We start from the raw sequence: 20,949 nt of genomic DNA, 5'->3' as shown, positions 1-20,949 counted from the left end.
CTCATGTCGCCCGGCTCCGCTCTGCTCACCGCGCCCCGCTTGTCGCCGGTGCCTTCGCCGGCCCGCTCGGCAGCCCGTGGCTCAGGTCCTCCACCAGCAGCCGCTTCGCGATCGCGTCGACCGCGATCCGCAGGTCGCTGTCCGACGGGCGGCCGATGTCCTGCCCCAGCCGGTCCTCCAGCCAGCGGGCCCAGGCCCTGCTGATGACCGCGGCCTCGCGGGCGCCGGCCTCCGTGTGGGAGAGGAGGGAGCCGTCGCGGGTCAGGAACCCCTCGTCGACCATCCGCTCGAAGACCGGCAGCAGCACCTCGGGCGGCATCCGGCGCCGCGCGGCGATCAGCCCGAGGCTGGCATGACCGACCATGCGCGTGAACAGCTCGACCTGCATCACCGCCCAGGCACCCGCCACGTCGAGCCGGGTGTCGGACTCCAGGACGATCCGGCGTGTGGTGTCCAGGTCCGTACTGCCGATGATCTTGCCGAGGGCGGCCTCCAGCACCCGCTGGGAGTCCGCGCCGTGCGGTGAGGCGAAACCCTCGCCCATGTCGGTCGACCCCGTCCGCGCGGTGTCGCGCAGCCGGACCTGCTTGAGGAACAGGGCGACGAGAAAGCCCAGCGCGGCGACCGGCACCGTCCACAGGAACACGGTCTGGAGGGTGTCGGCGTAGGCGTCGATGATCGGGGCGGCCGTGGCCGGCGGCAGTTGGTGCACGCCGTCCGGGCTGGTCGCCGCCCTGGCGACCACGCCCGGTTCCACGCCCCCGGTCCGCGCCGCCAGCGTCACCCCCTCGCGGAGGTTGGGCGCCAGCGCGTTGGTGTAGATCGTGCCGAAGACGGCCGTGCCGAACGAACTGCCCAGCGTACGGAAGAAGGTCACCCCGGAGGTCGCCGTGCCCAGGTCGGCGTAGTCGACGGTGTTCTGCACCGCGATCGTCAGCACCTGCATGCACAGGCCGATGCCGGTACCCATGACGAACATGTACAGGGACTCCAGCCACGCACCCGTGTCCGGCCCCATGAGGGACATCAGGAACAGTCCGGCGCCCATCACCAGCGCGCCGACGATCGGGAAGATCCGGTACCGCCCGGTCCTGCTGACGACGCCGCCGCTGAAGACCGACGCGATGAGCAGCCCGGCCACCATCGGCAGCGTCCGCACGCCGGAGACCGTGGCCGAGTCACCGTCTACGTACTGCAGGTACGTGGGCAGATACGTCAGCGCGCCGAGCATCGCGAAGCCGACGATGAAGCTCAGCACCGAGCAGACGGTGAACACCGGGTTGCCGAACAGCCGCATGGGCAGCATCGGTTCCCGCGCCCGGGTCTCCACCCAGCAGAACAGGCCGAGGGCGGTCACCCCGCCCACGAACAGCGCGATGATCACGCCCGAGCCCCACGCGTACTCGTTGCCGCCCCAACTCGTCGCCAGGATCAGGGCGCTGGCGCCGACCGCGACGAGCGCGATGCCCAGATAGTCGATGACCGGCCGGGAGACCGCCTTCACGACCGGGATGGTGCGGGCGGCGGCCGCGACGACGACGATCGCGATGGGGACGTTGACGTAGAACGCCCACCGCCACGTCAGGTGGTCGGTGAACAGCCCGCCGAGCAGCGGCCCGATGACCGTGGACACACCGAACACCGCGCCGATCGCGCCCTGGTACTTGCCGCGCTCGCGCAGCGGGATGACGTCGGCGATCAGCGCCATCGAGGTGACCATCAGCCCGCCCGCGCCGATGCCCTGCATCGCCCGCCAGGCGATCAGCAGCGACATGTTGGTGGCCAGACCGCACAGGAACGAGCCCGTGATGAACACGATCGCCGAGACCTGGAAGACCACCTTGCGGCCGAACAGGTCGCCGAACTTGCCGACCAGCACGGTCGCGACGGTCTCCGCGAGCAGGTACGAGGTGACCACCCACGACATGTGGTCCGCCCCGCCCAGGTCCGAGACGATGGTCGGCAGAGCGGTGCCGACGATGGTCTGGTCGAGGGCCGCGAGCAGCATCCCCAGCATGATCGTCACGAAGACGACGTTGCGGCGACGGGTGTCCAGCACCGGGGGCTGGGAGGCGGGCAGTGCGGTTTCCTCCACGACGGTCACGACGTCACCTTCACACCTGTGGGCTACGTGCGCATGCCAGAACGTCCGCACGGGTGCCCGGTGATGTGCGCGCCAGTCGTGTCAGTCGCGGGGGTGCCGGCGCAGCAGATACGTGTCCATGATCCAGCCCTTGCGCTCACGGGCCTCGGCACGCAGCCGCTCGATGCGGGGGGCGGCCTCGGCGATCGGGCCGGAGACGAGGATCTCGTCCGGGGTGCCGATGTAGGCGCCCCAGAAGATGTCGACGTCGTCCTGCGCGTACCGCCGGAAGGCCTGGTGGGCGTCGAGCATCACCACCACGTCGTCCACGCCCTCCGGGAAGCCCTCCGCGAGTCGCCGGCCGGTGGTGATCTGCACGGGCCGGGCGACCCGGTTGAGCCCCGTCCGGTGCCGGGCGGCGAGCGCCGAGACGCTGGATATGCCCGGCACGACGTCGTACTCGAAGGCCACCGCGCCCCGCTCCAGCACCTCCTCCAGGATCCCCAGCGTGCTGTCGTACAGCGCGGGGTCGCCCCACACCAGGAACGCGCCGGTCTCCTCCGCGCCGAGTTCCTCGCCGATCAGCCGCTCGTAGATTCCGGCGCGGGCGCTGCGCCAGTCCCCGACGGCGGGGGAGTAGGCCGCGCCGCCGGCGGCCCGGTCCCGCTCCGGGTCACGGGCCTCGACGACCCGGTACGACGTCCCGTCCGGTATGTGTGCGTCCAGCATCTCCCGCCGCAGCCGGGTGAGGTCGGCCTTCACCTCGCCCTTGTCCAGGACGAAGAACACGTCCGTACTCCGCAGCGCCCGGACCGCCTGGAGGGTGAGCTGCTCGGGGTCGCCCGCGCCGATACCGATGACATGAATCTTCCGCACGCCGACGAGTCTCCCCCACCCCACTGCCAACCCCCGACGCGCCCCACTCCAGCGCGCGCCCGGCGCGCCCCTCGCCCCTGCTCGGTGTTGTGGGCCGGAGCTGCGTCTCTGCGGCCGCTGGCCGCGGGTGGTGCGCCGCGTCCGTGCTCGCTCCTGGCCGTGTGCCCGTGCCCGTGCCGCACCGGGTGGCCGGGCCGGGCGCCCCAGATCACGGCACCAGCCTGTGGCCCCAGCCTCAGCGCCCCGCGTCCGTACCCCGCAAGCGGGGCGCCCGAGCCCCCGCGTCCACCGGGCTGCCCTCCCGTTCCACCTCCTCGGCCAGCTCCCTTGCCCAGGCGGCGACGCTGCCGATGTCGATTCCGTGCGGCGTCGCCTCGCCGGAGGCGGATGCCCACTCCTCGGCCGCGCCCGCGCCGCGCCGCAGCAGGCGCGCCCCGCCCGTGAGGTTGCCGCGGGCGGTGTGTGTCAGGCCGACTGCGAGCTGGGCGAGGCCGCGCCACAGTTCCCGCTCCACGTCCGGGCCCGACTTCCAGGCGTCCTCGAAGACCTCGTGCGCGTGGAACGGTTTCCCCTCGTCCAGCAGCCGCTGCGCCTCGGTGACGGTCTCCTGCGGGGTGCGGACGACGCCCTCGGGCTGCCGGGGCACACCGGGCGCGTCGTACGGCAGGGGCCGGCCGAGGCCGTCCCGCGGCCGGGCGTTGCGCGCCCGGCCCTCGCTGTCGCGGTCCCGGGCGCCGGCCGGGCCGCCCGCGGAGGTGCTCCTCGTGCTTCCCATATGCCCCGGGGCTCCCGCGGTTCCCGTGCTTCCTGTGTTCTCCGAGCTTCCCCTGCTGTCTGTGCTGCCCATACGGCGATTGTCCCGCGCCCCGGGCCGATTTTCGGTGCGGCCCGGGGCGTGGGGTAAAGTGCTGTTCGCGCGATCACGCGGTTCACCGCGGTGGGCGCGCACCGGGACGTGGCGCAGCTTGGTAGCGCACTTGACTGGGGGTCAAGGGGTCGCAGGTTCAAATCCTGTCGTCCCGACTGGAAACAGTTGCAGGTCAGGGCCGGTTTCGGAGGCATCCGAATCCGGCCCTTGATCATTTTCGGGGACAGCTGTTGTGCGGGGTCCTGCAAGGCGGACATCTGTGCGATCGCCTCGAACAGCAGCCCCTCCGCCTCGCCCTCGTCGTCCTGCCGCCACGCAGCCTGCAGCAGACGCAGCAGCTTGCTGTATGCCTGGTTGAACTCGTCGAGGAGCTGTGTCGTCCCGGCGTCCGGTGCGGAAGGTCCCGTCCGGGGCCAGCCGCCAGCGGGAACGACCGCCATCGGCAGGGCGTCCGGCATCGGGATCTCCGCTCCCTTGAACTCGAACTCTCCGGTGTCGGGGTTCCTCCTGAGCCTGCGCTTGCGGAAGATCTCCCGGAAGGCGTAGTAGTGGGCCAGCTCTCCCGCCGCCCCAGGGTGCGGGTTCTCGGGCGAAGCGGACGTGCCCTCGCCCTGTTCCTCGATCACGCCGATGGCCTTCTCCACGGCGGCGAGCGTGTCGAGGGCCACGACGGGGTTCCCCGCGCCGTGGCCGAAGTTCAGGGTCAGCTGCCGGGCGCCGGTGATCCGCTCCGGGTGCGCACGGAACGCCTCCAGGAGCGCGGTGTAGAAGGCCCCGATCGACGGGTGCGGCGCCGCGACCCTCGCGAGCGGCTGCTCCGGCTGCTCGATGAGGGAGTACATCTCCGCCGCGTCCGTCGTCAGCCCGCTGAGGAAAACCTCGAGTTCGGGACGCACGCCTCCCGGCAGATGCCCGGGGTACGTCGGCAGCACCGACGCGTCGTCGAGCACGGGGGTCCCGCCGAGTGTGGTGAGCAGGTTGCACGCCAGACCGAAGTGCGACATCTCGTCGAAGACGATCTCGCGCAGCGTGCGGCAAACGGGGCCGTCCCCGGTCGACGTGTCGATCGACCACATGCCGCACAGATACGGCGGGCGAGGACGCGGACGGGGGCCAGCCGATGAGCTCGGGCAGGGGGATGGTCACGAGGGCAGCCACGACAACCGTGCTGGGCACCGGCAGATGCCTCGAACCGGTCTGCCTGCTCTGCCACGATGCGCCCAGTCCCGCAGGCCGATGCCAGCGGGGCCCTTTTCGTTGTGCGGCCTCCTTCTGCGCCGTACGCCCTTGACCTCAAGTGCGCTCCAAGCTGAAGACTCCCCTCCGTGCCCCGAGATCCGGGGCGGCAAGGGAGGGAGCAGCCATGCGCTACCGCACGATCGGAACGGACCCGCGCACCCGCCGCGAGGTGAGCGTGCTCGCCCTCGGTGCGATGCTGTTCGGCTCGGTGACGGACGAGAAGACGTCCTTCGCCGTCCTCGACCGCTACGTCGAAGCCGGTGGGAACTTCATCGACACGTCCGACAACTACGCCTTCTGGGCCGACGGCGGTCAGGGCGGTCAGAGCGAGGAACTCCTCGGCCGCTGGCGGCGCAGCCGCGGCGTCGGCGACGAGATCGTCATCGCGACCAAGCTCGGCGCCCGCCCCCTGGCCCCCGGCACGAGCTACGTCGACAACGCCGAAGGCCTGTCGGCGAAGGTGATCCGGGAGTCCGCCGAGCGGAGTCGTGAGCGGCTCGGCGTGGCGAAGCTGGACCTGCTGTACGCCCACATCGAGGATCACGAGGTACCCCTCCAGGAGACCGTCGAGGGCTTCGCCGAACTGGTCGCCGAGGGCACCGTGGGACTGCTCGGCGTCAGCAACCACGCGACCTGGCGGGTCGAGCGGGCCCGCGCCCTCGCCGCCGCGGCCGGACTGCCCGGCTACGAGGTGCTCCAGTACGCCCACAGCCACCTGCGCCCCCGCACCGACGTACCCGAGGCGCTCTTCCCGGACGGCAGCCTCGGCCACGCCGGCCCCGACCTGCTCGGCTACCTGAGGGCAGAGCCCGCCCTGACCCTGGTCGCCTACTCGCCCTTGCTGAAGGGCGCGTACACCCACCCGGACCGGCTGCCCGCGGACTTCGACCACCCCGGCACCCCGGCCAGGCTGGCGGTGCTGCGGGAGGTGGCCCGGGAGACCGGGGCGACCGTCAACCAGGTCGTGCTGGCCTGGCAGATCGGGGGCGAGCTGCCGATCGTCCCGCTGGCCGGGGTCTCCTCGGTGGCCCAGCTGGAGGAGAACCTCGCCGCGGTGGACCTGGAACTGACAGCCGAGCAGCGGGCCAGGCTGGACGCGGCGCACTGAGCTCGTGGGACCGTGGAGGGAACCGGACATCCGGACCTCCGGAAGGAGCACCGGCCATGACCACCCACCCGGCCCACCCCGCCGCCCGGTCGATCAGGACCACCCCCGAAGGCCTCATGTGGGAGCCCAGCGAGCGCTGGGTGCGCGGCCGCAAGGGCGACATCACCGTCGTCGACAGCCGCCACCCGGTCCTCGTCTGGGAACCCCACCTGCCCGTGCCGCAGTACGCCTTCCCGCACGACGACGTCCGCACCGACCTCCTCCGCCCGGCGCAGAACCCGCCCACCGGCAAGCACACCGGCTCCCGGATCTTCTACGACCTCGACGCCGACGGCGAGGTGCGCGCGAACGCGGCCTGGACGTTCCCCGCCGACGACCTGGCCGGACACATCGCCTTCGAGTGGTTCCTGCGCGCCGACACGGGCCTCGACCACTGGTACGAGGAGGAGGAAGAGATCTTCATCCACCCCCGTGACCCGCACAAACGCGTGGACGCGCTGCCCAGCAGCCGCCACGTCCAGGTCGAGATCGACGGCCAGGTCGTCGCGGACACCCACGCTCCCGTCCTGCTCTTCGAGACCTCCCTGCCCACCCGCTACTACTTCCCCCGCGAGGACGTCCGCCTGGACCTGTTCCAGGCCACGGACCACAGCACCGGATGCCCTTACAAGGGCACCGCCGAATACTGGTCCTGGCGCGGTGAGGGCGATGTGCCGCCCGACGTCGTCTGGAGCTACCCCGACCCGCTGCCCGCCGTGGCGACGATCCGGGGGCGCGTCGCCTTCTACAACGAGGTCGTGGACATCACCCTGGACGGCGAGCGCCTGGACCGCCCTAAGACGCCGTTCAGCGGGATGCTGCGGAAGGCGAGCCGCACCCGGAACCGCCCGTGAAGCTGTCGAGCAGGGCGTCCAGCCCGGCCGCGAGGCCCTCGGGGCCGCCCCGCTGCGCGAGCGCCGCCGCCGTCCCCCGCAGCGTCGGCAGCTCCTTGGCGGACAGGCGGTGCAGCCCGAGCCGGAAGGCGGGATCGGTCTCGTCCGGGTTGTCCACCACGGGGCGCAGCTCGACAGTGACATAGCCGAGCAGCCAGGCGGTGAAGGCGCGGAACACGGCGGAGGCGGTGGCCTCGTCGAAGCCGGCGCCTCGCAGCAGCGCGAGCGCCCGCTCGTGATCCCGCAGGACCGCGGCCGGCCGCCGGGCCAGCGGGACCGCCAGCAGCCGGGTGGCGAGCAGCGGCACGGCCTGGGGGTGTGAGAGACACACGTCGTAGGTCGTACGGGCAATCCGGTGCAGTCCGGCTCGCCAGTCGGTGTCCTCGCCGGCGTCGGCGGCCAGCCGCTCCTCCAGCTCCAGGTAGAGGGCCTCGACCAGCCCGTCGAGCAGGGCGTCCTTGCTCGCCGCGTACCGGTAGAGCGCCATGGCCTCAACCCCGAGCTCGGCCCCCAGACGGCGCATGCTCAGCGCCGAGAGCCCTTCGCGGTCCACCAGCTCCAAGGCGGTGCTCAGCACACGTTCCCGGCTCAGCCGGCCGAGACGACCACGGTCACTGGCGCGTCGGGCGGGGGCGTACCGCTCCTCATTCGTCATGCGTCGCCTCCCGGTACTTCACGGGCCGACAAAGCGGCCGAAGTCTGGACCAGACTCTCACCCTTTCCGCAGCCAAAGCACCTGATGGGCGTCCATGTCCACGGTCCGGTCGTCGATCGTCACCCGAAGGGGCCGGTCCCGGGTGTTGACGACGAGAACGGCCTCGTCGTCGGCGAGCACCCGCACGTCACGGGCTGCGCCGGACGCCACGTCGACCGCCCGGTACACCGTCCCCGGCGGGAACTCCGCGTCGAAACGCCGCAACAGGTCCAACATCGGCCGGGCCTGGCCGCCCGTACCGTCGGTGAGCTCCGTGCTGCGCCACAGGCATCCGGCGCACCGGCCGGCCCGGTTCTGCGGGTTCCAGTAGAACCCGGTGGTGGCGCCGCCCCTGGCCATGGCGATCATGCCGGAGGCCTGCACGGCCAGGCGGAGCTGCCCGCCCCACCGGGCGCGCCCGGTGTCGGCCCCGGGCTCGACGTAGTACTCGGCCCACCACAGAGGCACGGAGGTGCGCTCCCGCACCCACCGGTCGACGGCGGTGAACTTGTCGACGGCGCGGAAGCGGTCGGGCGGTGTCTCGTCGTCGTGGGTGTAGCTGGAACCGTCGACGACGACGAAGTCGGCCCCGGTCTTGTGCTCGTTCCAGTAGTCGAAGGCGTCGAGGACGCGCTGGTCGACACTGCCCCAGGGGCCCTTCAGGGCGGACTCGTGCGTGGTGCGGCCGAGCGCGAAACTGTCCATGTTCAGGTACGGCCCGCCGACCAGGTTGTCCTTGTTCACCTCTTTCAGAGCCTGGCGCACCCGGTTGTAGAGATCGGTGTAGCCCTCGTAGTTCCAGCGCTTCTTCGTCTCGTCGAAGAAGCCCTTGAACTCGTTCCAGACGATGAAGTGCCGTACGTCCGGGTACCGTTCGGCGACGGTGGCCGCGAGCGCGGCGAAATCGTCGTAGTGCTCGGGGCGCGGGGCGGTCTCCAGGGACCGGCGGGACCAGTCCGTGTGGCCCGGTGTGCCGCCCTTCATCCAGTCCGGAGCGCAGCACAGGGTGATGACGGGGGTACCGCCGGTTCTTCTGATGAGGTCGATGCGGCGGTCCAGCGAGGCGAATTCGTACCGCCCCGGAGACGGTTCGGGATTGCCGGCGCCCCAGCCCATGATGTGCTGGTTCTGCGGGAGCGGCTGGGCGGAGAGGGCCTGCCGCGCGGTGCGCAGGGCGGCCCGGTCGCCCACGTCGGCACTGTACTCGGTGTGGGTGAAGCCCCAACCGAGCGAGGACTGCGGCGGACGGACGCCCTCAGGCCGTGCGGCACCGCAGGCGAGGGCGAGCGTGACGGCAGCCACTGCGAGCAGCGCGGAGAACGGCCGTCGTCGCATGCCTCGATCACGTGCCGAATGCTTCATTGGGAGCATAATATGTACGCACATGTCTGGTATGCGAGATTTCACGCGCCCTGCACGTGCCTGGCACGCGCCCACGCCGCTTTCCGAAGCAGGCGACGAGATCCGCGGACCATCGCGTAGCCCGTCGTCAGGGTCCGGTCCAGCGCGAAGGTTCTGGCAACGGCTCGACCTTCCACCAGCCGCGTGAACTCCTCGGGCCCGGTGCTGCGCCGCACCGTGACGCGCCGCAGGGAGAACGGGGCCTGCCGCGGACCGGCCAGGGCGTTGCGTACCGCGACGGCCTGGGTGAAGCCGACCGTGCGTACCATCCGCCGCACTCGTCGGTCCGAGTAACCGTACGGGTAGGCGAAGGAGGCCGGAGGGGAGCCGAGCTGCTCGGTGATGATCTCCTTGCAGTGTTCCAGCTCGTACCGCAACGCGTCGTCGGGAAGCTGGTCCAGCTGGGGGTGACTGTGGCTGTGGGCGCCGATCTCGGCGCCCGCAGCAGCCAGTTCGCGCACCTCGTCCCAGTCGAGCATGGTGTCCAGGGCGGCTCCGGCGATCTCCTGCGGGCCGCGGAGCCATCCCGTGGCCACGAACAGCGTCGCGGGGAAGCCGAGTTCACGCAGGACGGGCAGGGCGTGCCGGTGCACCCCCTGATAGCCGTCGTCGAAAGTGATCAGCACCGGCCGGGCCGGCAGCGGCGGTCCGCCGCGCCAGGCGGCCGCGAGCCGTGCCGTTGTCAGCGGGGTGAAGCCGTTGTCGTCCAGCAGGCGCATCTGGGCGGCGAACGTGTCCGGCGAGACGGACAGGGCGCGGGTCGACGACGCCGGGGTGTGCGCGATCGCGTGGTACATCAGGATGGGCACGGAGTCGTTCATGGGGCACCTCTGACGACGGAGGGTCACGGATTCGGTCTCACGGCTGTGCGCAGTCGTCCCACCCGCTTGAGCAGCCGGTCCGCCGATCCGTACAGCTCCGGTCGCGACACGACGGAATTGCGCAGAGCCCGTACCGGAGCGCGGAGCGCCCGATGGGCGACGGCGACCGGGTGCCGGCGGGTCACCCACCCCTCGCTCACGGACATCTCACGCGTCTTCAGCGAGTCCTTGTACTCGCCTCGGCCGCGCCCCAGATCGAGATAGGAGACGCTGCCGTCAGCCGCCCCCTGCGCCATCCGCATGTGCAGCACGACACCGGGGGAGTACTTGGCGAACGCGGGATCGTACGCCGGGAACCAGCAGGAGAGGACATGGTCCGTCCGGAGCCCGAAGTGCGCGGCGACCGGCCGGCCGCCCGCGTACAGCACGGACAGCTGACCGTTGAAGGAGTCCGTCCGGGTGTGGAACAACTGCTCCACGAGCCGGGTGATCCAGGGGTGCGCGAACCGGTCACTCCGGCCGGTTCTGCGGTACTGCGCGGATTTCCACGCCATCAGCGTGCGCAGCATCGCGGGGTCGCGTTCATCGTGGACATAGCTGATCTCGCCGGCGGCCCTGCCCAATCTGCGTTCCTTGGCGAGCCTGACGCGGGTGCCCTTCGGCGACCGCTCCCGCATCCTGGCGACGCAGGCCTCCCAGCCGTCTGCCACGTCGATCACGGGGGAGGGAAAGCTGGCCGTGGCGAACCGCTCGAACGGCTGCTGCCCCTCCGCGAGATGGTCGAACTCCCAGACGGCGAGTCCGCACGCCGCGAGCAACGCCTGGGCGTCCCACCGGAAACCGGCTTCGTGCACGAGGCCCTGGCAGTCGGACAGGCCCAGGCCGATCGCGCGGCCCACCCCTGCCGGGGTGCGCTGGTACGGGAAGAACGCCGCCGGTTCGCCGCCCGGCCCGTCCCGCAGCACGGCGATCCGCACCCCACTGCGACACTGGCCGACCGCGAGGGCGAACTCGGGTGCGAGGAAAGGGTTCGCCATCTGTGGCATCCCGTGCAGAGGTGCCTTCGACTGCAGCGTCGTCCACGCGGTCCGGTCGGCCGCGGTCAGTTCCTGGGCTCGGCAGACATCGATGTCCATGATTCATTTCCTCGCCGCGAGGGATTCGGCGGAGCCGTCGGTGTCCCGGGCCGACCGGCAGGGGACGGCAACTCCCCGACACGGAGAAGCAAGGCGCTTCCGCGGGCCCGGAAGGACCCCACCACGTAGCCCGTGGCCGTGATGATCACCCCGGCCACGATCGCCCCTGCGCGCCCGGCACCTCCCCAGTCCCCCCGCACAGCGTCGCGCAGCCCGTGCGCGACCCCCGCGGGCAACACCCTTGTGATGTAGCGGAGTTCGGACTCCAGCCCCTTGGTCACGCCCACGTGCCGGGTGACCTGAGCCTTGGACAGTCCCTCGGCATAGGTGCGGCGGCGGAAGTACGCGAAGCGTTCCCGGCAGGTGGGCACCTTGTGATGGATGACCGCTCGGCTGTCGAAGAGAAGCACCGCGTCCGGCCTGACACGGGCGAGTCGGATGCAGAACTCGGTCTCCTCGCAGCCCAGGGGGCGTTTGTCCCCGTTGCGGCCGATGCTCAGGGCGAAGCCACCCGCCGCCTCGAAGGCTGTCCGGCGGAAGGAGGCGTTTCCCCCGAGCACGTTGCGGACGGGTGCCACCGTTTCCGGCAGCCCCCGGTAGGCGCAGCCGACGACCCAGTCGAACTCGGCGGGGAACCAGGCGGGGCGGCGCCCGGAGGCCCACGCCGGGACCGTGCGGCCGCCCACCGCGATCACCTTCGGGTCGGTGTACGCCGACGCCATGTGCCGCAGCCAGTCCGCTTCCGCCACCGCGTCGTCGTCCAGGAAGGCGACGACCGTGCCCCGGCACGCGGCGATCCCGGTGTTGCGGCCGGCCGACAGGCCGCGGGGGCCCGCGTTGGCGAGGACCCGCACCGCGGGAGTCGGGGTCCCCTCCTGCGCACGGTCCCCGTACTCATGGCACAACCGCTCCAGCAGCGCCGGATTGTGGTCGACCACCAAGAGGATCTCCTGGGCGGGCAGGGACTGCGCCCGTACCGACTCCACGGCGTCGAGGATGTCCTCCCAACGCTCCTCGGTGTACACGCAGACCACCACGGAGAACTCCGTCCGGGTCCCGAGGTCGCCGCTGGTCCGGGGCCGGAACGGATCACTGCTGAGCGACCTGGTGTGCACGTTCATGACGGATTCTCCGAACTCCTGGGCAGCCAGTGCGACCGCCAGATCAAGAGGTAAAGAGCCACCAGGCACTGCGCCACGAGCCAGGCGACACCCGCTCCGGTCAGACCGAGCACGGGCAGCAAGACGTGGGAGAGGCCCAGCACCAGGGCGCACAGCACCAGTTGCAGCCCCACGACCATGCGCAGGCGCCGACGCATCCGCGCCACGTCGACGGCCACGCTCACCAGGAGGTTCGGCAGTGCCGACAGCGCCAGCAGCCGGAGCAGCGTGGTGCCCTGATCCGCATACCCCGGACCGAAGAAGGAGAGAACGTACGGGGCGGCGACGACGATCGCGACCGCGCCGAGGGCCAGGAACACGGCCGAGTGGCGCAGCACCCGGAACGTGTGCTGCGCCAGCCGGCCGGGAGCGTGCGCCGCCTCCACGATCAGCGAGCTCCCCATGTTGGTCGCCAGCAGATAGGGGATGTAGCCGATGATCCAGGCCAGCGAGAAATAAGCGTTGTGGGCCGGCCCGAGGGCGTTCAGTACCAGCAGGGGCACCAGGCTGTACGCGGCCATCCTGAACAGCGAACCGGCATAGTCGGCGGTCGCGTACCCGACCATCCGGGGCGGGCGCTCCGTCTGCGGGGCCTGTCGCTCGTGGCGGGGCACGGCGCGCCGCAGCAGGAACACGTTGGCCACCAGGACGGCCACCACAAGAGCACCGGCCCATGAGATCAGGATGCCGGTGAAGAGCGTCAGAGCGGCGCCCACGGCCAGCAGGAGGATCTTCACCACGGCGAAGATCACGTTCTCCGCCACCACCCAGCCAGGGTGCCGGACCCCGGTCAGTGCGCCGTCCTGAAGGGCGAAGATGGCGTACCCCGCCGTGTAGGCGACGAAGAAGGCGCCGGTGACCGGGGTCAGGAGGAAGTCCAGGCCGGGGGCGATCCGGGGCACCAGCAGGAGGAAGCCGACCGCGGCCAGCGCGCTGCACGCGATGCCGGCGGCGTAGCAGGCGAGGACCAGCTTGCGCGTGTGCCGGCCGGCGGCCGGCACGAACCGGACCAGGAAGTCCGAGAGGTTGAGCTGACCGACGGTGGACAGCAGCGTGGCCGCGGAGATGGTCGCGTAATTGAGGCCGACCGTCCGCTCGTCGTACCAGTGGGTGGCGAGCACCCAGAACACGGCTCCCAGCGCCGCGTTGACGAGGGAACTCATGGCGAGGAGGTGGCCGTTGCGCAGCAGCGGCTCGTGGGGCAGGGCGACGGCGAGCTTTTCGCGTATCGGTGCGGTGAAGGGGCGTCCGGTGGTGCGGGGGGAAGGTGCGGCAGCCGTTTCCGCCGTCTCGGCCGACGGCAGGGTTCGTGGTGCGTGCACGGCTTCTCCTCGGACCACCCCGTACGTTTACGCCGTATAGATACATGATATGCCACATGTCTGGTTGGTCAAGAATGTGGCATTTCAGGGGTTCGTTGTGAGGTTCAGGCGCCTCCTCATCGGCCACCGGACGAGCGACGGGTGGCTTGCTTCGCCCGGGGCGGAGCAGGCGTCAGCGCGAGAACAGAGGTGAGCACCGCGAGGATCAGCAGAGCCCGCGTCGAGGCGGACGCCTTGGTCAGGAAGAGGATCTCGGCGACCAGGGTGGAGAGCGCGAGGCTGAGCGCCACGGTGAGGACGGCGAACTCCAGACCGTTCCCGTGGCCGGATTCGACGCCGGACTTCCGCCGGACCAGCAGGGTGGCGGCCAGTCCCGGACCGACGAGGAGGAACGCGGAGGTCGTCGCCACCCGCAGCGGCGTTCCCGCCGGAAGAGCGGTCGCGGCCAGGGCCATCCACCCGGACAGGGCGACTCCCCAGCGCAGTCGGTTCATTGCGGGCTTCCTTCCGCCGGAGGGGCGAACCGGTAGACGACGGCGTCCCGGCTGTCGTAGACGCGCTTGACGTCCGGTGCCTTTGACAACGCCGACTCCAGCCGGTCCATGAAGTCGGCGGGCATCTCGCCGTTCAGGTGGATGTCCGCGCGCTGCGCCCGGCTGAGCAGGATGTAGGCAGGGTGCTTCCCCGCTCTCCTCAGGAGCGGCTCCAGGCCGGCCAGGGGGTCCTTCACCAGCAACCTCCTGGTGCTCAGGCTCTCCTCGGTGATCTGCGTGCGCTCATGGCGGTCGTAGTGCATCTCCAGGCCCGGAGCGGCGAACGTGACCGAGATGAGCAGCGATCCGGTGGGGGCTCTCGTGGTCATGTACCGGGTGGCGGCGGCCTCCTGGCTGGAGAAGTAGTTCATCGCCTCCTTGCTGTAGTAGCCGAACACCAGGCCACCGAGCATCGCCATGAGGACGACGCCCAGGACGGGCGTCCGCAGCCGTAGGTGTTGCCCTGGGGGCAGCAGCAGGGCGGCGATGAGGAGGGCGACGGCGGGCAGGGCGAACATGTAGGCCCGGAAGACCATTTCACCGCCGTAGGCATTGGCCGGCACGAGAAGGAGGGGGGCGATCACGAGCAGCGGCAACGGGGTGCGCCGGGTCCAGCGCCGTACGAGGAAAGCCACCGTGGCCAGTAGGAAGACGCCGGCCGACATGCCCCGCTCGATCCAGGACACCATGACCTGGCTCGCCGCCGGCGAGGCGTCCGCGAGCCGGTTGACTCCGGACCAGATGTTGGCATCGGGGCTGGCGAGCGACGAGAGGAGGTTGCTGAGGTTCTCCGACATGTACGGCCTCGCCACGGTCGCGTTCCAGGCCGCGGTGAGCGTGACCGCCCCGATCAACGGGGGCAGCATCACCCGTCGGTTGCGTCGTGGCAGGGAGAGCAGCAGCAGCGCGCTGATCAGCATCATGGGGGTGAGCTGGTGGGAGGAGGTGATCGCGGCCTCCAGGATCAGCACCGGGAGCAGCCGTTCCGGTGGCCAGCTCCGGCGGTGTTTCCCGGGCGCCGGGGGCTCCGCGGCCGCGGCCTGCTGCCTCAGGACGAGGGCGATCACGCTCGCGAACAGAAGGAAGGCGAAGGCCTGGGGGGCGAAGTAGTCCTGCCCCACCCAGGAGCAGCAGTAATAGATCCAGACGGCACCCCAGATCAGCCTCCGGTCGTCGGTGATCGAGCGGTAGATCAACAGCAGCGGGCCGAGCAGCAGGACGTTGGCCAGGGGCTGGGCCCACTGGGCGTAGGCGTCGGGCGACTGGAGCCCGGTGGCCCGCAGGAGCAGCGCGTTGAACTGGAAGAAGCCCGGCCACTGGTTGTAGACGGCGAAGCCGGCGGCCTCCGGCACCTCGCCGTTGTGCCGCATCATCGCGTCGATCACGGCCATGTGCTTCCAGCCCCATGCGTACCGCAGCTCCGGATAGAGCAGCGACGGCGTCGCGTGCAGGATCGTGATCAGTACGAGCACGTACGCCAGAGAGCAGGCACGGGGCGTGAGCCGGTCGGCCGCAGCCACACAGAAGCCGATGGTGACCAGGGCCAGGGCGACCCAGAAGAGTCCCGGCAGCACCTTGAGAAGCCCGAAGTCCCCCATGTGGTCCAAGGGCACGTCACGCAGTGAGAGCACCCACAGGGTGACCGCGGTGGGCAGCACGACGAGTGCTGTCCACGTGCCGGGCCCCGAAGGCCGCAAGGATGCCCGGCCGGGGCGGAAGAACCTGGCGGTGCCGTCGGCTGTCGGATCCCGCAGGAGCCGGCTCGCCGTGTGCGACGGTGCGGCGTCGTCCTCCGCCTGGACCTTCTCGGGGCCCGCGGCACGGTCCCTGCTGTTCACCGATGACTCCGGCCTGACGTCCTGTCCCTGTGCGGTGCCGTACGACGACGTGCCCGCGGCCTACGGGCCGTCATGGCGCGCCGGCATGCTGCGGCCACCGTCGGTGATCAGTCCACCACGGGCTACGCAGCTCAGCCACTCGCCGCGGGGCGTCGTGCCTGCCGCGTGCCCGGCCGCTCCGAGAGCAGCGTGCGCAGCACCCGCCGGCCGTCGGATATCGCGTGCAGGTTGGAACGCCCACTGCGCCGGGGCAGTTCGAGGCTCGGGACCTCGGCGATGCGCAGCCCCGAGCGCAGGGCGTGCGCAATCATCTCGGTCTCGATCTCGAATCCGGACGAGTGCAGGTCGAGATCGTCCAGGAAGTCCCGGCGGAAGGCGCAGAACCCGTAGCACAGGTCCGTCAGCTGCGCGTCGTACAGGTGGTTCACGGCGGTCAGGAGCACGCGGTTGCCGAACCGGCGGAAGCGCGTGATGTCCAGTGATCCGCCGCCCGCGATGAACCGCGAGCCCTTGACGAAGTCGAAGCCGTTGTCGAGGAAGTGCAGGTAGTGCGGGATCTCCCCGGGCAGCATGCTGCCGTCCGCGTCCATCATCACGATGTAGTCGCCGGTCGCGGAGAGGAAGCCGGTGCGCAGGGCGTTCCCCTTTCCAGGACCGCTCTGTGCGACGGGGCGGACGGTCGGCAGGCACCGGGTCGCCATGTGCACCGTGGCGTCCACGGAGTCTCCGTCGACCAGGATGACCTCGTCGACGCAGTCCGGGATCTGCTCGAAGACCCAGGGGATGTTGCGTGCCTCGTTCCGGGCGGGCACGACCAGGCTGACGGTGGCCCGCGGCGGGGGGTGGTCCGCGGCCCGGCGCAAGGGGTGCGCGGCGTGGTCCGCAAGGGAGACGGGCTGCTCGGTCAGGTGAGGCGTGTGGTTCATGGTGCCGTTGTCTCCGAGTGAAGGATCCTCGGTGTGACGCCATATATTTACGACGTATACGTACATCTTGCCCCTTTTGTCCCTGAGGTCAAGGGCAGGGCGTTTCTCCTGGTCGAGAGCCCTGGGCGCGGCACTACGTCCGGCGTAGGGTGGAAAGCGGCGAAGTGCACGGCGGCGTGATCCCGATCATGAACGCACCCATTGAGGATTACGCCCTCATCGGCGATCTGGAGACGGCCGCCATGGTCGGCCGGGACGGGTCGGTCGACTGGCTCTGCCTGCCCCGCTTCGACTCCCCGGCCTGCCTGGCGGCACTGCTGGGCACCGAGGACAACGGACGCTGGCGCGTCGCCCCGCTGTCCGGCGGTCCCTGCACGCGCCGCTCCTACCGGACCGACACGCTGGTCCTGGACTCCGTGTGGGAGACGCCGACGGGGACGGTGCGGGTCACGGATCTGATGCGGCCGCGTGCCGAAGTGCCGTGCATCGTCCGCCTCGTCGAGGGTCTGTCCGGCACGGTCGACGTGCGCAGCGAACTTCGGCTCCGGTTCCACCAGGGCCGCGTCGTCCCGTGGGTGCGGGAGGTCGGCCACTGCACCGTCGCGGTCGCCGGGCCGGACGCCGTCTGGCTCGGCGGGGACGGCGAGGTGCGGGACACGGGCGACCCGGACGCCACCGTCTGGGACTTCACGGTCACGGCGGGGCGCCGCCTGGCCCTGACCCTGGGATGGACCCCGTCCCGCCGGCCCGTGCCGCCCACGCCCCTGTCCGTCCCGGCGGAGACGGCCCTGAAGGAGACCGTCGACTTCTGGCGACGCTGGGCGGCGCAATGCCGCTACCAGGGGCCGTGGCGCGACGCCGTGATGCGTTCCCTCCTCACCCTCAAAGCGCTCACCTACGCCCCCACGGGCGGCATCGTCGCCGCACCCACCACCTCGCTGCCCGGCTGTCCCGGGGGCGAGCGCAACTGGGACTACCGGTACTGCTGGCTGCGAGACTCCACCAGCGCCCTGTCCTGCCTGCTGCGCAGCGGATACCGGGACGAGGCCGCCGCCTGGCTGGACTGGCTGGTGCGTGCCGTCGCCGGCGACCCCGCCGGCCTCCAGACCGTCTACGGCGTCAAGGGCCAGCGACTGCTGTCCGAGACCGAGGCGCCCTGGCTGTCCGGTTACGAGGGCTCCCGGCCCGTGCGGTTCGGCACCTCGGCGGAGGACACCTTCCAACTGGACGTGTACGGCGAGGTCATGGACACGCTGTGGCTGTCGCTGAGCGCCGGCATCCCCATGCCGGCCCGCGTCTGGGACCTGGTCGAGGCGCTCATGGGATTCCTGCTCCGGCACTGGCGCGAACCGGACCAGGGGCTGTGGCAGACGGGCGGTCCGCGGCGGCAGTTCACGCACTCCAAGGTCATGGCGTGGGTGGCCGCCGACCGTGCCGTGCGCATGGGCGAACTGCTCGGGCGCAACGGGTCCTCCGGCGAGTGGCGGGCCATGCGCGAGGAGGTGCACCGGCAGGTCTGCCGGGAGGGCTGGGACGGCGCCCAGCGGTCCTTCGTGCAGTCCTACGGCGAGCCCCGCCTGGACGCCTCGGCTCTGCTCATCCCCCGGGTCGGTTTCCTGCCCGCCCGTGACGAGCGGGTGCGCGGCACCGTGCGTGCCATCGGCGGCCTACGGCGTGGAGGGTTCGTACGCCGGTACGCGCCGGGCGGCGCCGGGGCCGGGCACCCGGACGGCATCGACGGCGACGAGGGCACGTTCGTCTCCTGCTCCCTGTGGTACGCCGACGCCCTCGCCGCGACGGGGCATCGCCAGGAGGCCCGGGAGGCCTTCGAACGGGTCCTCGCCATCCGTAACGACGTCGGTCTGCTGGCCGAGCAGTGGGACCCGGACGCAGGCCGCCAACTGGGCAACGCGCCCAAGGCGTTCAGCCATATCGCGCTGGTGGAGACGGCGTTCGGCCTGTCCCGGCCGCCGCCCCCGTCCCCGTCACCGCCTGTGCGGGTCAGTCCTGCACCGGCTGGCACGCCGCCCTAGTGCTTCGTCTCCGGGCGCCGCGCGGACTCCACATAGCCGTCCGGGTTGAGCCGCTGGAAGCGCCAGGCGTCCCGGCACACGTCGGACAGGCTCCTGGTGGGGTGCCAGCCCCAGGCCCGTGTCACCGCCGTGGCGTCGGCGACCAGCTCGGCGACGTCCCCGGGCCGACGGGGCGCGACGGCGTACGGCAGGGGTCTGCCGCACGCCCTGGAGAACGCGTCGACCACGTCGAGGACCGAACTGCCCGAGCCGCCTCCCAGGTTGTACACGTGCATGCCCGGCTCGCCGCCCAGGTGGTCGAGTGCCACCCGGTGCGCTTCGACGGCGTCCATGATGTGCAGATAGTCCCGGACACCGGTGCCGTCGCGGGTCGGATAGTCGTCGCCGAACACGGAGAGCCGCTCGCGCCGGCCGACGGCCACCTGCGCGAGGTACGGCAGCAGGTTCTCGGGCGTGTGTCGCGGGTCCTCGCCGAGCAGGCCGCTGGGATGGGCCCCGGCCGGCACGGGATGGCGCAGGCACAGCACCGTGTAGTCGGGATCGCGGCGGCAGATGTCCGCGAGGATCTGTTCGCAGATCCACTTCGAGGCCGCGTACGGCGTGCCGGGCCGGGCGGGCGTGGTCTCGTCGAGCGGGCCGCGCCCGGCGTCGCCGTAGATCCAGCAGGAGGACGGGTAGACCAGCCGGCGCACGCCGTGCTCGTGCATGGTCCGCAGCAGGGCGGTGGTGCCGCCGACGTTGGTGTCGTAGTACGCGACGGGCATCCGTGTCGACGCGCCCCCCGCCTTGTGCGCGGCGAAGTGCACGACGGCGTCCACGGGGTGTCGGTCGAAGACGGCCGAGAGGGCGTGCCGATCACGGATGTCCAGTTCGTAGACGGCGCCGACGAAGCGGCCGGCGATCCGTTCCACCCGGGCGAAGACCTGCGGAGTGCTGTTGGAGTAGTTGTCGACCACGATCACCTCGTAGCCGTGGTCGAGCAGTTCCACGCAGGTGTGGCTGCCGATGAAACCGGCACCGCCCGTGACGAGGACGGTCGAGGGCGCCCATGAGGGACCGGCTCCTCGAGCGGTCGGCGACGCATTCCAGCGAGCCATGCCTGCGACTCCCGCGTCGGGTGCGGTCGGGTCGGAACCGTATGTTTACGGTGTATATGTACGACTTTGCACCTGTGTTCGCGGTCCGTCAAGGCCTGACCAGCAACTGGAAGTCGAAGGTGTAGCGCGAGGCCCGGTAGATGTGCGTTCCGTACTCGACGGGGCGCCCGGTGTCGTCGTACGCCGTGCGCTGCATGGTGAGCAGCGCCGCCCCCTCCTCCTCGTCCAGGCGGGCGGCCTCCTCCGCGGTGGCCGCGCGGGCGCTGACGCGCTGCCGGGCGCTGTGCAGGGTGACGCCCGCCGAGCGCATCATGCGGTACAGGCCGGTCGACTCCAGGCGGGCGTCGTCGAGGTCCAGGAGAGACGCCGGCAGGTAGTTGCACAGCAGGGCCACCGGCTGGCCGTGGGTGCAGCGCAGCCGGTCCAGGACGGTGACCTCGCTGCCCTCCGCGACGCCGAGGGCGGCGGCCACGTCGCAGGAGGCCGGGACGACCTCGTGGCGCACGACCTGGGTGGTGGGCCCCTGCCCGGCCTCCTCCAGGTCGTCGTAGAGGCTGCTCAGCTCAAGCGGGCGCTTGACCTGGCTGTGCACCACCTGCGTGCCCACCCCGCGCCGCCGGACCAGCAGCCCCTTGTCGACGAGGGACTGGATGGCCTGGCGGACGGTGGGACGGGACAGACCGAGGCGCACCGAGAGGTCGACCTCGTTGCCCAGGAGGTTCCCCGGGGCGAGGACCCCGTGCTCGATCGCCGCCTCCAGCTGCTGGGCGAGCTGGTAGTACAGCGGCACGGGACTGCCCCGGTCCAGGGCGAAGTCCAGCGAGCTGAGCGCAGGCGCGGCCGCGGTACGTGCCCGGCCACCGGTCTTCGCCATGGACGAAC

At 71.0% G+C, this 20,949-nt stretch carries 17 protein-coding genes, 1 tRNA gene and 1 pseudogene; 4 read left to right on the top strand and 15 right to left on the bottom strand.

Translation table 11 applies throughout. From position 1 onward, the window contains the following. Nucleotides 1-25: 25 nt before the first annotated feature. From SCNRRL3882_RS05200 to SCNRRL3882_RS05190, 3 genes are all read right to left on the bottom strand, one after another. Nucleotides 26-2,104: an MDR family MFS transporter gene (locus SCNRRL3882_RS05200; RefSeq protein ID WP_010044735.1), complete on the bottom strand. Its 2,079-nt coding sequence runs from the start codon at nt 2,102-2,104 to the stop codon at nt 26-28. Nucleotides 2,105-2,185: 81 nt separating this feature from the next. After that, nucleotides 2,186-2,959 (bottom strand): precorrin-6A synthase (deacetylating), encoded by a 774-nt coding sequence (gene cobF, locus SCNRRL3882_RS05195; protein WP_010044737.1) that lies wholly within the window; start codon nt 2,957-2,959, stop codon nt 2,186-2,188. A 235-nt stretch (nt 2,960-3,194) separates the two neighbouring features. After that, nucleotides 3,195-3,734, bottom strand: coding sequence for a DUF309 domain-containing protein (locus tag SCNRRL3882_RS05190; RefSeq protein ID WP_010044739.1), 540 nt, complete (start codon nt 3,732-3,734; stop codon nt 3,195-3,197). A 174-nt stretch (nt 3,735-3,908) separates the two neighbouring features. Between SCNRRL3882_RS05190 and SCNRRL3882_RS05185 the strand changes: the two genes are divergently transcribed. After that, a tRNA-Pro gene (locus SCNRRL3882_RS05185) sits at nt 3,909-3,982 on the top strand. A 381-nt stretch (nt 3,983-4,363) separates the two neighbouring features. Here the strand turns inward: SCNRRL3882_RS05185 and SCNRRL3882_RS42565 are convergent. Then, a pseudogene (locus SCNRRL3882_RS42565) lies at nt 4,364-4,912 on the bottom strand (ferritin-like domain-containing protein); the annotation flags it as partial. A 278-nt stretch (nt 4,913-5,190) separates the two neighbouring features. Here SCNRRL3882_RS42565 and SCNRRL3882_RS05175 point away from each other — a divergent pair. Together SCNRRL3882_RS05175 and SCNRRL3882_RS05170 are read left to right on the top strand one after the other, a co-directional pair. Continuing rightward, nucleotides 5,191-6,174: an aldo/keto reductase gene (locus SCNRRL3882_RS05175; protein WP_010044744.1), complete on the top strand. Its 984-nt coding sequence runs from the start codon at nt 5,191-5,193 to the stop codon at nt 6,172-6,174. Between the two features lie 56 nt (nt 6,175-6,230). Beyond that, nucleotides 6,231-7,067 carry a DUF427 domain-containing protein gene (locus SCNRRL3882_RS05170; protein ID WP_010044748.1) on the top strand — a complete coding sequence of 279 codons (837 nt, stop codon included), beginning with the start codon at nt 6,231-6,233 and terminating at the stop codon, nt 7,065-7,067. On the opposite strand, the gene SCNRRL3882_RS05165 is transcribed toward SCNRRL3882_RS05170, so the two are convergent. The 9 genes from SCNRRL3882_RS05165 to SCNRRL3882_RS05125 form a co-directional block, all read right to left on the bottom strand. Beyond that, nucleotides 7,021-7,761 (bottom strand): TetR/AcrR family transcriptional regulator, encoded by a 741-nt coding sequence (locus SCNRRL3882_RS05165; RefSeq protein ID WP_010044750.1) that lies wholly within the window; start codon nt 7,759-7,761, stop codon nt 7,021-7,023. The genes SCNRRL3882_RS05170 and SCNRRL3882_RS05165 overlap by 47 nt on opposite strands. A 57-nt stretch (nt 7,762-7,818) precedes the next feature. After that, complete coding sequence (locus SCNRRL3882_RS05160) at nt 7,819-9,135, bottom strand: GH39 family glycosyl hydrolase (RefSeq protein WP_010044752.1); 1,317 nt, start codon at nt 9,133-9,135, stop codon at nt 7,819-7,821. 68 nt (nt 9,136-9,203) lie between these two features. After that, a complete protein-coding gene (locus SCNRRL3882_RS05155) occupies nt 9,204-10,022 on the bottom strand; it encodes a polysaccharide deacetylase family protein (RefSeq protein ID WP_010044753.1) in 819 nt (272 codons plus the stop codon). Nucleotides 10,023-10,045: 23 nt separating this feature from the next. Next, complete coding sequence (locus tag SCNRRL3882_RS05150; RefSeq protein ID WP_010044755.1) at nt 10,046-11,158, bottom strand: GNAT family N-acetyltransferase; 1,113 nt, start codon at nt 11,156-11,158, stop codon at nt 10,046-10,048. Next, entirely contained in the window at nt 11,125-12,279 is a 1,155-nt protein-coding gene (locus tag SCNRRL3882_RS05145) for a glycosyltransferase (protein ID WP_010044757.1), read from the bottom strand. The genes SCNRRL3882_RS05150 and SCNRRL3882_RS05145 overlap by 34 nt, the downstream gene beginning before the upstream one ends. Beyond that, nucleotides 12,276-13,640 carry a lipopolysaccharide biosynthesis protein gene (locus SCNRRL3882_RS05140; protein ID WP_010044760.1) on the bottom strand — a complete coding sequence of 455 codons (1,365 nt, stop codon included), beginning with the start codon at nt 13,638-13,640 and terminating at the stop codon, nt 12,276-12,278. Before SCNRRL3882_RS05140 ends, SCNRRL3882_RS05145 begins: the two co-directional genes overlap by 4 nt. 116 nt (nt 13,641-13,756) lie before the next feature. Continuing rightward, a complete protein-coding gene (locus tag SCNRRL3882_RS05135) occupies nt 13,757-14,134 on the bottom strand; it encodes a hypothetical protein (RefSeq protein ID WP_010044763.1) in 378 nt (125 codons plus the stop codon). Continuing rightward, entirely contained in the window at nt 14,131-16,011 is a 1,881-nt protein-coding gene (locus SCNRRL3882_RS05130) for a hypothetical protein (RefSeq protein WP_010044764.1), read from the bottom strand. The genes SCNRRL3882_RS05135 and SCNRRL3882_RS05130 overlap by 4 nt, the downstream gene beginning before the upstream one ends. A gap of 131 nt (nt 16,012-16,142) precedes the next feature. Further along, nucleotides 16,143-16,937 carry a glycosyltransferase family 2 protein gene (locus SCNRRL3882_RS05125; RefSeq protein WP_010044768.1) on the bottom strand — a complete coding sequence of 265 codons (795 nt, stop codon included), beginning with the start codon at nt 16,935-16,937 and terminating at the stop codon, nt 16,143-16,145. A 188-nt stretch (nt 16,938-17,125) separates the two neighbouring features. On the opposite strand from SCNRRL3882_RS05125, the gene SCNRRL3882_RS05120 reads away from it, so the two are divergent. Further along, a complete protein-coding gene (locus tag SCNRRL3882_RS05120) occupies nt 17,126-18,970 on the top strand; it encodes a glycoside hydrolase family 15 protein (protein WP_040903836.1) in 1,845 nt (614 codons plus the stop codon). On the opposite strand, the gene galE is transcribed toward SCNRRL3882_RS05120, so the two are convergent. After that, complete coding sequence (galE, locus tag SCNRRL3882_RS05115) at nt 18,967-20,067, bottom strand: UDP-glucose 4-epimerase GalE (RefSeq protein WP_078602928.1); 1,101 nt, start codon at nt 20,065-20,067, stop codon at nt 18,967-18,969. The two genes, SCNRRL3882_RS05120 and galE, sit on opposite strands and share 4 nt — an antisense overlap. Before the next feature lie 88 nt (nt 20,068-20,155). Continuing rightward, entirely contained in the window at nt 20,156-20,941 is a 786-nt protein-coding gene (locus SCNRRL3882_RS05110; protein ID WP_010044775.1) for a GntR family transcriptional regulator, read from the bottom strand. Nucleotides 20,942-20,949 lie beyond the last annotated feature (8 nt).

This window comes from Streptomyces chartreusis NRRL 3882 (genome assembly GCF_900236475.1).
GTDB classification, from domain to species: domain Bacteria; phylum Actinomycetota; class Actinomycetes; order Streptomycetales; family Streptomycetaceae; genus Streptomyces; species Streptomyces chartreusis_D.
This window is presented reverse-complemented; position numbering and strand designations above follow the sequence as displayed.

Coding starts and splice junctions, on each gene's coding strand:
- SCNRRL3882_RS05190 (WP_010044739.1), bottom strand. CDS start 3,734: ATGGGAAGCACGAGGAGCACCTCCGCGGGCGGCCCGGCCGGCGCCCGG.
- SCNRRL3882_RS05175 (WP_010044744.1), top strand. CDS start 5,191: ATGCGCTACCGCACGATCGGAACGGACCCGCGCACCCGCCGCGAGGTG.
- SCNRRL3882_RS05170 (WP_010044748.1), top strand. CDS start 6,231: ATGACCACCCACCCGGCCCACCCCGCCGCCCGGTCGATCAGGACCACC.
- SCNRRL3882_RS05165 (WP_010044750.1), bottom strand. CDS start 7,761: ATGACGAATGAGGAGCGGTACGCCCCCGCCCGACGCGCCAGTGACCGT.
- SCNRRL3882_RS05160 (WP_010044752.1), bottom strand. CDS start 9,135: ATGCGACGACGGCCGTTCTCCGCGCTGCTCGCAGTGGCTGCCGTCACG.
- SCNRRL3882_RS05155 (WP_010044753.1), bottom strand. CDS start 10,022: ATGAACGACTCCGTGCCCATCCTGATGTACCACGCGATCGCGCACACC.
- SCNRRL3882_RS05150 (WP_010044755.1), bottom strand. CDS start 11,158: ATGGACATCGATGTCTGCCGAGCCCAGGAACTGACCGCGGCCGACCGG.
- SCNRRL3882_RS05145 (WP_010044757.1), bottom strand. CDS start 12,279: ATGAACGTGCACACCAGGTCGCTCAGCAGTGATCCGTTCCGGCCCCGG.
- SCNRRL3882_RS05135 (WP_010044763.1), bottom strand. CDS start 14,134: ATGAACCGACTGCGCTGGGGAGTCGCCCTGTCCGGGTGGATGGCCCTG.
- SCNRRL3882_RS05125 (WP_010044768.1), bottom strand. CDS start 16,937: ATGAACCACACGCCTCACCTGACCGAGCAGCCCGTCTCCCTTGCGGAC.
- SCNRRL3882_RS05120 (WP_040903836.1), top strand. CDS start 17,126: ATGAACGCACCCATTGAGGATTACGCCCTCATCGGCGATCTGGAGACG.
- galE (WP_078602928.1), bottom strand. CDS start 20,067: ATGGCTCGCTGGAATGCGTCGCCGACCGCTCGAGGAGCCGGTCCCTCA.
- SCNRRL3882_RS05110 (WP_010044775.1), bottom strand. CDS start 20,941: ATGGCGAAGACCGGTGGCCGGGCACGTACCGCGGCCGCGCCTGCGCTC.